General features: G+C 71.2%; 11 protein-coding genes and 1 riboswitch. Of the genes, 8 read left to right on the plus strand and 3 right to left on the minus strand.

Annotation, left to right across the window (positions count from 1 at the left end):
- Positions 1 to 72: 72 nt before the first annotated feature.
- The 3 genes from glyA to gcvT form a co-directional block, all read right to left on the minus strand.
- The gene (gene glyA, locus ACIGXW_RS11705) at positions 73 to 1,332 is read right to left on the minus strand and encodes a serine hydroxymethyltransferase (RefSeq protein ID WP_399572258.1); all 1,260 of its coding nucleotides are present in this window, start codon (positions 1,330 to 1,332) and stop codon (positions 73 to 75) included.
- A 30-nt stretch (positions 1,333 to 1,362) separates the two neighbouring features.
- The gene (gene gcvH / locus ACIGXW_RS11710; RefSeq protein ID WP_399572260.1) at positions 1,363 to 1,737 is read right to left on the minus strand and encodes a glycine cleavage system protein GcvH; all 375 of its coding nucleotides are present in this window, start codon (positions 1,735 to 1,737) and stop codon (positions 1,363 to 1,365) included.
- Between the two features lie 67 nt (positions 1,738 to 1,804).
- Entirely contained in the window at positions 1,805 to 2,932 is a 1,128-nt protein-coding gene (gene gcvT / locus ACIGXW_RS11715) for a glycine cleavage system aminomethyltransferase GcvT (RefSeq protein ID WP_399572262.1), read from the minus strand.
- Positions 2,933 to 3,082: 150 nt separating this feature from the next.
- Positions 3,083 to 3,179, minus strand: a riboswitch (glycine riboswitch).
- Between the two features lie 152 nt (positions 3,180 to 3,331).
- Between gcvT and ACIGXW_RS11720 the strand changes: the two genes are divergently transcribed.
- From ACIGXW_RS11720 to ACIGXW_RS11755, 8 genes are all read left to right on the plus strand, one after another.
- Positions 3,332 to 3,991, plus strand: a complete 660-nt coding sequence (locus ACIGXW_RS11720) for an AAA family ATPase (protein ID WP_399572524.1) — start codon at positions 3,332 to 3,334, stop codon at positions 3,989 to 3,991.
- 129 nt (positions 3,992 to 4,120) lie between these two features.
- Positions 4,121 to 4,903 carry an enhanced serine sensitivity protein SseB gene (locus ACIGXW_RS11725; RefSeq protein WP_399572264.1) on the plus strand — a complete coding sequence of 261 codons (783 nt, stop codon included), beginning with the start codon at positions 4,121 to 4,123 and terminating at the stop codon, positions 4,901 to 4,903.
- Between the two features lie 72 nt (positions 4,904 to 4,975).
- Positions 4,976 to 5,782, plus strand: coding sequence for an enhanced serine sensitivity protein SseB C-terminal domain-containing protein (locus ACIGXW_RS11730; RefSeq protein WP_071962771.1), 807 nt, complete (start codon positions 4,976 to 4,978; stop codon positions 5,780 to 5,782).
- Positions 5,783 to 6,157: 375 nt separating this feature from the next.
- The gene (locus ACIGXW_RS11735; protein ID WP_399572267.1) at positions 6,158 to 7,165 is read left to right on the plus strand and encodes an ABC transporter permease; all 1,008 of its coding nucleotides are present in this window, start codon (positions 6,158 to 6,160) and stop codon (positions 7,163 to 7,165) included.
- A gap of 119 nt (positions 7,166 to 7,284) precedes the next feature.
- Positions 7,285 to 9,063, plus strand: a complete 1,779-nt coding sequence (locus tag ACIGXW_RS11740; RefSeq protein ID WP_399572526.1) for an ABC transporter substrate-binding protein — start codon at positions 7,285 to 7,287, stop codon at positions 9,061 to 9,063.
- A gap of 119 nt (positions 9,064 to 9,182) precedes the next feature.
- Entirely contained in the window at positions 9,183 to 10,181 is a 999-nt protein-coding gene (locus ACIGXW_RS11745) for an ABC transporter permease (protein WP_360915975.1), read from the plus strand.
- Positions 10,178 to 11,251 (plus strand): ABC transporter ATP-binding protein, encoded by a 1,074-nt coding sequence (locus ACIGXW_RS11750; RefSeq protein ID WP_399572269.1) that lies wholly within the window; start codon positions 10,178 to 10,180, stop codon positions 11,249 to 11,251. Before ACIGXW_RS11745 ends, ACIGXW_RS11750 begins: the two co-directional genes overlap by 4 nt.
- 11 nt (positions 11,252 to 11,262) lie before the next feature.
- Complete coding sequence (locus ACIGXW_RS11755; protein WP_399572271.1) at positions 11,263 to 12,324, plus strand: ABC transporter ATP-binding protein; 1,062 nt, start codon at positions 11,263 to 11,265, stop codon at positions 12,322 to 12,324.
- Positions 12,325 to 12,372 lie beyond the last annotated feature (48 nt).

A 12,372-nucleotide genomic window follows, 5' to 3' on the forward strand; every position in this document is an offset into this window, starting at 1 on the left:
ACACGAGGAGGGGCCGGTACGGACGAGTCCGTACCGGCCCCTCACAGGCTGTGCCCGGGGTGTCCCCGCGCCTTACAGCGACGGGTACAGCGGGTGCTTGCCCGCCAGCGCCGTGACGCGGCCGCGCAGCGACTCGGCGTCGTAGGCCGGCTTCAGCGCCTCGGCGATGATGTCGGCGACCTCGCGGAAGTCCTCCGCCTGGAAGCCGCGGGTGGCCAGCGCCGGGGTGCCGATCCGCAGACCCGAGGTGACCATCGGGGGGCGCGGGTCGTTCGGGATGGCGTTGCGGTTGACCGTGATGCCGACCTCGTGGAGGCGGTCCTCGGCCTGCTGGCCGTCCAGCTCGGAGTTGCGCAGGTCCACCAGGACCAGGTGCACGTCCGTGCCGCCGGACAGGACCGAGACGCCCACCTCGGCGACGTCGGCCTGCATCAGGCGCTCGGCGAGGATCTTGGCGCCCTCGAGCGTGCGGACCTGGCGGTCCTTGAACTCCTCGCTGGCCGCGACCTTGAAGGAGACGGCCTTCGCCGCGATCACGTGCTCCAGCGGACCGCCCTGCTGGCCGGGGAAGACCGCGGAGTTGATCTTCTTGGCGAGCTCGGCCGTGGACAGGATCACACCGCCGCGCGGACCGCCCAGGGTCTTGTGCGTGGTGGTGGTCACGACGTGCGCGTGCGGCACCGGGGAGGGGTGCAGCCCGGCGGCGACCAGGCCCGCGAAGTGGGCCATGTCGACCATCAGGTACGCGCCGACCTCGTCCGCGATCCGGCGGAAGGCCGCGAAGTCCAGCTGGCGCGGGTAGGCGGACCAGCCGGCGACGATCAGCTTCGGGCGGTGCTCCTTGGCGAGGCGCTCGACCTCGTCCATGTCGACCAGGTTGGTCGCCTCGTCGACGTGGTACGCGACCACGTTGTAGAGCTTGCCGGAGAAGTTGATCTTCATGCCGTGGGTCAGGTGCCCGCCGTGGGCGAGGTTCAGACCCAGGATGGTGTCGCCGGGGTTGAGCAGGGCGAACATCGCGGCGGCGTTGGCCTGCGCGCCGGAGTGCGGCTGCACGTTGGCGTGCTCGGCGCCGAAGAGCGCCTTGATGCGGTCGATCGCGATCTGCTCGACGACGTCGACGTGCTCACAGCCGCCGTAGTAGCGGCGGCCCGGGTAGCCCTCGGCGTACTTGTTAGTGAGGACCGAGCCCTGGGCCTCCATGACCGCGACCGGAGCGAAGTTCTCCGAGGCGATCATCTCGAGGGTGGACTGCTGGCGGTGGAGTTCGGCGTCGACAGCGGCGGCGACGTCGGGGTCGAGCTCATGGAGGGAGCTGTTCAGAAGCGACATGAGTTCTTCCTGGGCGGGGGAGAGGCGGGGTCAGCCGGCGAAGGCGGTGTACTCGTCGGCGGACATCAGGTCCGCCGGCTCGTCCGTGATCTTCACCTTGAACAGCCAGCCGCCCTCGAACGGGGCGGTGTTCACCAGCGAGGGGTCGTCCACGACGTCCTGGTTGGCCTCGACGACCTCGCCCGTGACGGGGGCGTAGAGGTCACTGACCGACTTGGTCGACTCCAGCTCGCCGCAGGTCTCGCCCGCGGTGACCGTGTCACCGACGGCCGGCAGCTGGGCGTAGACGACATCGCCGAGCGCGTTGGCCGCGAACTCCGTGATGCCGACCGTCGCCACGCCGTTCTCGACGGCCGAGAGCCACTCGTGCTCCTTGCTGTAGCGGAGCTGCTGGGGGTTGCTCATGACTAGATTCTCCTGTACGCGCGTGAGTGGTCGTGCAAAGGGTCTTGCCAGGTGGGATGAGGGGGGCTCAGCGTTCCCGCTTGTAGAACGGCAGGGCGACGACCTCGTACGGCTCATGCGTGCCGCGAATGTCCACCGATACCCCATCCGTGCCGGGAGCGGCGTGCGCCGCGTCGACGTAGGCGATCGCGATCGGCTTGCCGAGGGTCGGCGAGGGGGCGCCCGAGGTGACCTCGCCCACGACCTCGCCGCCGGCCACGACGGAGAAGCCGGCGCGCGGCACCCGGCGACCGGTGGCGACGAGGCCGACCAGCTTGCGCGGCGGCGCGCTCTCGGCGCGCTCGGCGGCGGCCAGCAGCGCCTCGCGGCCCACGAAGTCACCCGCCTTGTCGAACTTCACGACCCGGCCCAGCCCCGCGTCGAACGGCGTCGTGGCGGTGGTCAGCTCGTGCCCGTACAGCGGCATGCCCGCCTCCAGGCGCAGCGTGTCGCGGCAGGACAGGCCGCAGGGCACCAGACCCGCGTCCGCGCCCGCCTCGGTCAGGGCCTGCCACAGCTTCTCGGCGTCGGCCGGGGCGACGAACAGCTCGAAGCCGTCCTCGCCGGTGTAACCGGTACGGGCGATCAGCGCGGGCACGCCCGCGACGGTGCCCGGCAGGCCCGCGTAGTACTTCAGGCCGTCCAGGTCCGCGTCGGTGACGGACTTCAGGATGCCGGGGGAGGCCGGGCCCTGGACGGCGATCAGCGCGTAGGCGTCGCGGTCGTCGCGGACCTCGGTCTCGAAGCCGGCCGCCCGCTCGGTCAGCGCGTCCAGCACGACCTGGGCGTTGGAGGCGTTGGCGACGACCAGATATTTCGGGTGGCCTCCCTCCTCCGCCAGGCGGTAGACGATCAGGTCGTCCAGAATGCCGCCCTGCGCGTCGCAGATCATGGTGTAGCGGGCGCGGCCGACGGCCAGCGCGGAGAGGTTGCCCACCAGGGCGTGATCGAGGGCCTGCCCGGCCTGGGGGCCCGTAAGGGTGATCTCGCCCATGTGGGAGAGGTCGAAGAGACCGGCGCGGGTGCGCACGGCGAGGTGCTCGTCGCGCTCGCTCCCGTAACGCAGGGGCATGTCCCAGCCCGCGAAGTCGGTCATGGTGGCGCCGAGGCTGCGGTGCAGCGCGTCGAGGGCGGTATGGCGGGGGGCATCGGTCATGGTCAGGCTCCCGGACACGAGTCGGAGGTCGGCCTCCCCATCTGTCATCGGAACCTGAGAGGTTCACCGAGAGCCCCGAAAGGACGGCTCGGCTTGCACCTTGGGTGGGGCCGCCGCCGCGAGGAACGGGGGCCCGCTTTTCAGATCTGCCTCACCCGCGCGGTACGGGGCCTGAGAGATTCAAGGGAGGAACTTGCTCCTTCGGCGCCCGGTGCCAGGGGCACCAGGACTCTCCCGCGCGGATTCGAGCGGCCGGTATGCAGTTGATAGACATGCCGTTGGCGCGCACATCATTGCACGTACGAGCGTGCGAGGGACTGCCCACGGCCCCATGAATTGGATTACCTTTTCTTTACATTCCGTGGGTAGGGGGCAGCCAACGGACGGGGAGGGAAGGCGATCACGGTGCGTACGGACGTCCAGGGGGAGGTGCCGGACGCCGCGGCGGAGCCGCCGCCGTCGGCGGAGCCGCCCACGGGAGTGCGCGATCTGCGCGGCCGCGGCCGCACCGAGCTGCGCTATCCGCTCGGCGATCTGCTCGTCGTCTCCGGGCTGCCCGGCAGCGGAAAGTCCACGCTGATACGGCGCACGGTGGCCGCCGTGGACGGCCGGGGCACGCCCGTCCACCGCGTGGACTCCCAGGACGCCCGCGACCGCTTCGAGCGCCGCACGCCGGACCGGCTGCCGTACGCGGCCTACCGCCCCCTGGTGCGCCTGGCCCACTACGCCGCGCTGCGCCGCGCCCTGCGCTCGGGCGCGAGCGTGGTGGTGCACGACTGCGGGGAGCGCGGCTGGGTGCGCCGCTGGCTCGCCCGCGACGCGCGCCGGCGCGGCGGCGCGGTCCATGTGCTGCTGCTCGCCGTGGAGCCGCACACCGCGCTCGCCGGCCAGGCGGCCCGCGGCCGCCGCGTCTCCCGCCGGGCCTTCGGCCGCCACCGCCGCGCGATGACGGGCCTGCTGACCACCGCCGCCGCGGGCCGCGTCCCGCCCGGCACGGCCTCCACCACCCTCCTCGACCGCCCCGCCGCCGACGCCCTCGAGACGATCGCCTTCGGCTAGCCGCCGGGGGTCGGGTTTCGGCCGGATGCCCGCCCCGCCGCGGCCGCGATACGGGACACCCCCCGGCCGCCGCGCGAGCGCAGCCGTTAAGGTGCGGGTGCGGTGGTGACGAGACGGTGGTTGGGACAGGTGAACGTGTCCGAGCAGTACGGGTGGGGCCCGGAGCACAGTGGCGGGGCCGGGTCATGGCCTGCCAACGAACTCGAAGAGGTGCTCGCCGCCTCCCTGGGCGTGCCGGACGCCGGCGCCCGCATCGTGGAGGTCCTCGGCCGCAGCAGCGTGTGGATCCCGCTGCCCAACGGCGGCGGGACCGACAGCCGGGACCTCGACCTGCCCGCCCTGGAGCTGGACGGCGCCGCGTACGTACCGGTCTTCAGCTCCGAGGAGCAGTTCCGGAAGGTCGCGGGCGAGCTGATGGCGTTCGCCGTGGCCCCGGCCGTGGAATTCGCCCGGGGCCTGCCCCCGCAGGTCGGCATCGTGGTCAACCCGGACGGCGCGGTCGGCGCGCCCCTGCCGCCGCCCGCCGTCGCCGCGCTGTGCCGGGCCGGCCGCACGGCCCTGGACGGCGAGGCCACCGGCGGCCGGGTGTGCCTGTTCGAGCCGGACTGGCAGGACGAGCCGACCGCCTTCCTGGCCGCCGCGGGCCTGCAGTTCGCGGCCGCCGAGGTCGTGCGGACCGCGCGCCGCACCCTGGCCAGCGTGGAGGGCGCCGACCCGGCGCTGTTCGTCGGCGTGGAGCTGGACCTGCCCGACCCCGCGAGCCGGTCCGCCGCCATGGAGGCCCTCGGCCGGGCCCTGGGCGAGGTGGCTGTTCCCTGGCCCGTGCAGCTGGTCTTCCTGGACGTGGCGCACGACCCCGTGGGTGACTGGATGCGTGCGCGGGTGCGTCCGTTCTACGACCGTGACCTGTGACAGCTCCCCTGCCCGCGGCCGCGGGCTCGTAAGCTGGTGGGAACAGACGGCCAAGAGAAGAGGCGGACCCAGGTGAGCGCGGGCGCGGAGAGCGGCGTGGAGCAGGTGCTGCGCCAGGTGGCGCCCGGCCGGTACGACACGTACGAGGCGCTGTTGGGCGCTCTCGCCGAGGGCCGGGTCTGGATGCTGCTGTGGCACGGCCAGGCGGGCTCGCCCGACGCCCAGTACGGCAACATGGAGGTCGACGGCCTCGGCTACGCCCCCTGTGTGACCTCCGCCCAGGAGCTCGCCGCCAGTGGCTGGAACCGCGCCCACGAGGTCGTCTCCGGCCGGGACATCGCCGCCTCCCTCTACCCCGACCGCTGGGGCCTGTGGCTCAACCCCCACGCCCCCGGCGGCGGCGTCGGCATCCCCTGGCTCGACCTGCGCCGGATCACCGCCGGCCTGGACCGGCTGCCCGCCGGCCCCCTGCGGCTGAGCGAACCGGCCGTGGACATCCCGCAGTTCTACGCCCTGCTCGGGCAGAACGCCCACCGCACGCCCGTGGTCCGCGCGCTGCGCCGCGCCTGGGTGCAGCCCGCGCTCGGCACGCCGTACCTGGCCGTCGGGCTCGACCTGTACGACACCTCCCCGGCGGCGGTGGAGTCGGTGCGGCTGATGATGCAGCAGTCGGTCGGCGTGGTCCCGGAGGGGCTGCCGGTCTCGACGGTGTCGATGGCGGACGAGTACGACCCGGTGGCGATGTGGATGCGGGCCAACACCCGGCCCTTCTTCGACCGCGACGCCTACGGCGGAGCGCCCGCCCCCGCCCCCGCCACGGGCCCCGCCGCCGGCTACGGCTATCCCCCTCAGCAGGGCTGGCAGGCCGGTACGTACTGACCCCCGCGCCGGGTCACGGCCCCGCTGCGGGGCCCCGTGTGTCCGTATAACGGAAGCTCCCTACGCACATCACGGTTGCGCATACATTGCGGATGAGGTCTGGCGGGTGATCGCGGGCCCGTTGAAGACTCCCGCCAACAAGGGCCACGGCCCGTCGTCGGCCCGACGCACCGGTACGACCTGCTGCGCGTGAACGTCCCGCACCTCCGCAATCCTTGCGCCTTCGCACTCTCGTTCACCCTCATATATCCCGCATCTTCAGTACCTCACGCACCTCCGCACCATTCGCACCCGATGTGAACAAGCCGCGCCGTACGCGGCGGGTGTCGGCCGGCCATTGCCGGGCGGCGCCGGTCGAGAGGGGTCCACCAGACGATGACGGCACCACTGCACGACACGGGCGCGGCCGAGGCCGCTGCCGACGGCGTGGGAACGGTCCCCGCCGGCGTCCCGGCGAAGGCCATCGAGGGCCGCTCCCCCTGGCGTATCGCCTGGCTACGACTCAAGCGCGACAAGGTGGCCCTGTCCGGCGGCATCGTGGTGGTGCTGCTCGTCCTCGTGGCGCTCTTCGCGCCGCTCATCGTGGGGCTGCTCGGCCATCCGCCCAACGAATTTCATGAAGAAACGATTGATCCGCTCTTCAGTACGCCCAAGGGGGCCTGGGGAGGCATCAGTTCGGACTTCCTCTTCGGCGTCGAGCCGGGCAACGGCCGCGACGTGTTCAGCCGTGTCGTCTACGGCGCGCGGGTCTCGCTGCTCGTGGCCTTCCTCGCGGCGGTCGTCGCCGTGCTGATCGGCACGGTGCTGGGGATCGTCGCCGGCTACTTCGGCGGCTGGGTCGACGCGGTCGTCAGCCGCGTCATGGACCTGCTGCTGGCCTTCCCCCAGCTGCTGTTCATCATCGCCCTGGTCTCGGTCGTGCCCAACTCCCTGTGGGGGCTGACGGGTTCGGGCGTGCGCATGGCCGTGCTCATCGCGGTCATCGGATTCTTCGGCTGGCCGTACGTCGGGCGCATCGTCCGCGGGCAGACGCTCTCGCTCAGGGAGCGCGAGTACGTGGAGGCGGCCCGCAGCCTGGGCGCCGGGCGGCTGTACATCCTCTTCCGCGAGCTGCTGCCGAACCTCGTGGCGCCGATCACCGTCTACGCCACCTTGATGATCCCCACCAATGTGCTCACCGAGGCCGCGCTGAGCTTCCTCGGCGCCGGGGTGAAGCCTCCGACCGCCTCCTGGGGGCAGATGCTCTCCAAGGCCGTCACCACCTACGAGGCCGACCCGATGTTCATGATCATCCCTGGTCTGGCCATCTTCGTCACCGTGCTGGCGTTCAACCTCTTCGGCGACGGAGTGCGGGACGCCCTGGACCCGAAGGGCTCGCGCTGACGCGCGGGCGCTGCCCTGACCCACCTGTGTGCACGACCGCCCCTGTCGTTCCGTCAGGAGGCCGTTCCCGAAATCCGCCGGCCCGTACCGCGGGCGGCGTCAATCACGGAGGTCGCGACATCTTGACTCACCGGAGTACTTCGAGGCGCAGAACGGCCGCGGGGGCGGCCCTCGTGGTCGCGGCCCTGCTCGGCACGACCGCCTGCGGCGGCGGTGGCGGCGGCAAGGAAGGCAAGGGCGACGGCAAGGCCCCGGGCTTCAACGCCGGCTTCGGCAAGCTGGCCAGCCCGTCCGACAAGAAGGGCGGCGAGCTGAAGTTCATCGGCACGCAGGACGCCGACAGCTGGGACCCGCAGCGCGGCTACTACGGCTTCATGTGGGACTTCGCCCGCTACTACACCCGCACCCTGGTCACGCCCAAGGCGGCACCGGGCCCCGAGAGCTCGACGGTCGTGGCGGACCTGGCCACCGACACCGGTCAGATCTCGGCCGACAAGAAGACCTACACCTTCACGCTGCGTGATGGCCTGACCTGGGAGGACGGCCAGCCCATCACCACGCGGCACATCAAGTACGGCATCGAGCGCACCTGGGCCCAGGACAAGATCTCCGGCGGCCCGACCTGGCTGATGCAGGTCCTGGACCCCGACAAGCAGTACAAGGGCCCCTACAAGGACGAGAGCAAGGACAAGCTCGGCCTGAAGGCGATCGAGACGCCGGACGAGAAGACCATCGTCTTCAAACTGCCCAAGCCCAACGGCGACTTCCTGCAGATGCTGGCCATCCCCGCGGCCGCCCCCGTGCGCCCGGACAAGGACACCGTGGAGCGCTACGGGCAGAAGCCCTTCTCCAGCGGCCCCTACAAATGGGTCTCCTACGAGCCCAACAAGGGCCTGGAGCTGGTCCGCAACGACAAGTGGAACCGTGACTCCGATCCGGTCCGCAAGGCCCTGCCGGACAAGATCACGGTCAAGCTCACCACCAACGCCGACGACATGGACAACCGTCTGATCTCCGGCGACTACGACCTCGACATCAACGCCACCGGCATGGGCTCGGCCGGCCGCCAGAAGGCGATGCAGTCCGCCAAGGCCAACGTCGACAACCCCCAGACCGGCTTCATCCGCTACGCGGCCTTCCCCAGGTCCGTCGCGCCGTTCGACAACGAGCACTGCCGCAAGGCGGTCATCTACGCCGCCGACCACACCTCGCTGCAGACCGCCCGCGGCGGACCCGAGGCGGGCGGCGACATCGGCACCAGCATGCTGCCGCCGGCCGTCAAGGGCCACGACCCCGGCTACGACCCGTTCAAGCTCAAGCAGGGCAAGCCCGACGAGGCCAAGGCCAAGGAGGAGCTGAAGGCCTGCGGCAAGCCGGAGGGCTTCAAGACCACCATCGCGGTCCGCAACAACAAGCCGCCGGAGATCGCCACCGCCGAGTCGCTGCAGGCCGCCCTGAAGAAGGTCGGCATCGAGGCCCAGATCGACCAGTACGACGGCGCCCAGGCCGCCGGCATCGTCGGCGCTCCGAAGAACGTCAAGGCCAAGGGCTACGGGATCATCATCTTCGGCTGGGGCGCCGACTTCCCCAGCGGCCAGGGCTTCCTGCAGCCGATGGCCGACGGCCGCTTCATCCTGGAGAGCGGCAACAACAACTACACCGAGCTCAACGACCCCGAGATCAACAAGCTCTTCGACCAGGCCATCGCGGAGACCGACCCGGACAAGGCCGGGAAGATCTTCCAGGAGGCCAACAAGAAGGTCACCGAAGGCGCCTGGTACCTGCCCTTCACCTACGAGAAGAACATCATCTGGCGCAGTTCCCGGCTGACCAACGTCTACACCGCCGACTCCTACAACGGCCGCTACGACTACGCCTCCCTCGGTGTGGCCAAGTGACAGACCGTCCGCTCCGCCGGCGCACCCGCCGCTAGGCCCGAAGGGCAGGTGAGGGCCGTGCGCGGTGTCCCGGGGCCGCCCCCGTGGGGGCGACCCGGGACACCGCCGGGCCGACCGCAGTGTTCGCTTACATCGTCAGGCGGCTGATCGCCGTCATCGTGATGCTGCTCGTGGTCACCCTGGTGACCTTCGGCATCTTCTTCGCGATCCCCAAGCTCACCGGAGCCGACCCCGCCGCCCTCTACGTCGGCAAGCAGGCGGACCCGGCGACCATCGAGGGCATCCGGGAGAAACTCGGGCTCGGCGACCCGATCCTGGTGCAGTTCTGGCACTTCGTCTCCGGCATCGTGGCCGGCCGCGACTACGCCGGCGGCGGAAGCTCGGTGCACTGCGACGCACCCTGCTTCGGCTACTCCTTCCGCACCGAGCAGGCCATCTGGCCGGTGCTGCAGGACCGGCTGCCCGTGACGCTCTCGCTCGCCGCGGGGGCGTGCGTGCTGTGGCTGCTGGGCGGCGTCACCACCGGAGTGGTCTCGGCCCTCAAGCGCGGCAGCCTGTGGGACCGCGCGGCCATGGGCATCGCCCTCGGCGGCGTCTCGCTGCCGATCTACTTCACCGGCCTGCTCTCGCTGGCGGTGTTCTCCTACGGACTGGGCTGGCTGAACGGCGAGTACGTGGACTTCGCCGACGACCCGGCCGCGTGGTTCGGCGGCCTGATCCTGCCGTGGGTCACCCTCGCCTTCCTCTACGCGGCCATGTACGCCCGGCTCACCCGGGCCACCATGCTGGAGATCCTCGGCGAGGACTACATCCGCACCGCCCGCGCCAAGGGCCTGCGGGAACCGGTCGTCATCGGCAAGCACGCCATGCGCTCCACCATGACACCGGTCCTGACCATCCTCGGCATGGACCTCGGCGCCCTCGTCGGCGGCGCGGTCCTCACCGAGACCACCTTCAACCTGCCCGGCCTCGGCCAGGCGGCCGTCAAGGCGATCGGCGACCGCGACCTGCCGCTGATCCTCGGCGTGACGCTGTTCGCCGCGACCGCGGTCGTCCTCGCCAACCTCGTCGTGGACCTCCTGTACGCCGTGATCGATCCCCGAGTGAGGCTCTCGTGACGACCGCACCCGCCCCGGAGCACACCCCCACCGCCTTCCTCGAGGTGCGCGACCTGCGCATCCACTTCCCCACCGACGACGGCCTGGTGAAGTCCGTCGACGGGCTCTCCTTCCGGCTGGACAAGGGCCGCACCCTCGGCATCGTCGGCGAGTCCGGCTCCGGCAAGTCGGTGACCTCGCTGGGCATCATGGGCCTGCACACCGTCGGCCAGTACGGCCGCCGCAAGGCCCGCATCAGCGGCGAGATCTGGCTGGACGGCAAGGAGCTGATGAGCGCCGACCCCGACGAGGTCCGCCGGCTGCGCGGCCGCGAGATGGCGATGATCTTCCAGGATCCGCTGTCGGCCATGCACCCCTACTTCACCATCGGCTCCCAGATCGTCGAGGCGTACCGCGTCCACCACGACGTCGACAAGAAGACCGCCCGCAAGCGCGCCGTCGAACTGCTGGAGCGGGTCGGCATCCCCCAGCCCGACCGGCGGGCCGACGACTACCCCCACCAGTTCTCCGGCGGCATGCGCCAGCGCGCGATGATCGCCATGGCGCTGGTCAACAACCCCGAGCTGCTCATCGCCGACGAACCGACGACCGCCCTCGACGTGACCGTGCAGGCGCAGATCCTCGACCTGATCCGCGACCTGCAGAAGGAGTTCGGCTCGGCCGTCATCATCATCACCCACGACCTGGGGGTCGTCGCCGAACTGGCCGACGACATCCTGGTGATGTACGGCGGCCGCTGCGTCGAACGCGGCCCGGCCGAGCAGGTCTTCCACACCCCGCAGCACCCCTACACCTGGGGCCTGCTGGGCTCGATGCCGCGCATCGACCGGGAGCAGACCGAGCGCCTGATCCCGGTCAAGGGCTCCCCGCCCAGCCTGATCAACGTGCCCGCCGGCTGCGCCTTCAACCCGCGCTGCCCCTACGCCGACCTGCCCGGGGGCGGCATCACCCGCACCGAGCGGCCCGAGCTGCGCCCGGTGCCGGGTGCGGACCGGCACCACTCCGCCTGCCACATGACGCACGAGGAGCGGACGCGGATCTGGACCGAAGAGATCGCGCCGAAGCTGTGAAGGACCACGAGATGACGATTCCCGGGCAGCCGTCCCCCTCGCCGGCGCAGGCCGGGCCCCTGCTGAAGGTCGAGGGCCTGGTCAAGCACTTCCCGATCACCAAGGGCCTGCTGCGCCGCCAGACCGGCGCCGTGCAGGCCGTCGACGGCCTCGACTTCGCCGTGCACCCGGGGGAGACCCTGGGAGTGGTGGGGGAGTCCGGCTGCGGCAAGTCGACCATGGGGCGGCTGATCACCCGGCTGCTCGAACCCACCGCGGGCCGCGTCGAGTTCGAGGGCAGGGACATCAGCCACCTGGGCGTGGCCGGGATGCGGCCGCTGCGCCGCGACGTCCAGATGATCTTCCAGGACCCGTACTCCTCGCTGAACCCCCGGCACACCGTGGGCACCATCGTCGGCGCGCCGTTCCGGCTCCAGGGCATCGCCCCCGACGGCGGGGTGAAGAAGGAGGTCCAGCGGCTGCTGGAGCTGGTGGGTCTCAACCCCGAGCACTACAACCGCTATCCGCACGAGTTCTCCGGCGGCCAGCGCCAGCGCATCGGCATCGCCCGGGCCCTCGCGCTCAAGCCCCGGCTGGTGGTCGCGGACGAGCCGGTCTCCGCCCTGGACGTCTCCATCCAGGCCCAGGTGGTCAACCTGCTGGACGACCTGCAGGACGAGCTCGGCCTGACCTACGTGATCATCGCGCACGACCTGTCCGTCATCCGGCACGTCTCGGACCGGATCGCGGTGATGTACCTCGGCAAGATCGTCGAGCTCACCGACCGCACCTCGCTCTACCGCTCGCCCCGCCACCCGTACACCAAGGCGCTGCTCTCCGCGGTGCCCGTGCCCGACCCCAGACGGCGGGCCAAGCGGGGGAGGATCCTGCTGACCGGCGACGTGCCCTCGCCGATCTCCCCGCCCGCCGGGTGCCGCTTCCACACCCGGTGCTGGAAGGCGACCGAGGTCTGCACGCTGCAGGAGCCCCCGCTGACGGCCCTGCGCACGGGGCATCAGGTGGCGTGCCATCACCCCGAGCCCGAGGCCGGGCCCGAGGCCACGGCCCCCGCCGAAGTGCCACCGACGCAGTAACGGGAGGTGCGCCCGTATGGCGGTCGTGCCAAGCTGACTGGTGTTGAC

This window comes from Streptomyces sp. NPDC053079 (assembly GCF_044546695.1).
GTDB lineage: Bacteria > Actinomycetota > Actinomycetes > Streptomycetales > Streptomycetaceae > Streptomyces.

Bases quoted from the DNA above. Each gene is read 5' to 3' on its own strand.
- glyA (WP_399572258.1), bottom strand. From the start codon at position 1,332: ATGTCGCTTCTGAACAGCTCCCTCCATGAGCTCGACCCCGACGTCGCC.
- gcvH (WP_399572260.1), bottom strand. From the start codon at position 1,737: ATGAGCAACCCCCAGCAGCTCCGCTACAGCAAGGAGCACGAGTGGCTC.
- gcvT (WP_399572262.1), bottom strand. From the start codon at position 2,932: ATGACCGATGCCCCCCGCCATACCGCCCTCGACGCGCTGCACCGCAGC.
- ACIGXW_RS11735 (WP_399572267.1), top strand. From the start codon at position 6,158: ATGACGGCACCACTGCACGACACGGGCGCGGCCGAGGCCGCTGCCGAC.
- ACIGXW_RS11755 (WP_399572271.1), top strand. From the start codon at position 11,263: ATGACGATTCCCGGGCAGCCGTCCCCCTCGCCGGCGCAGGCCGGGCCC.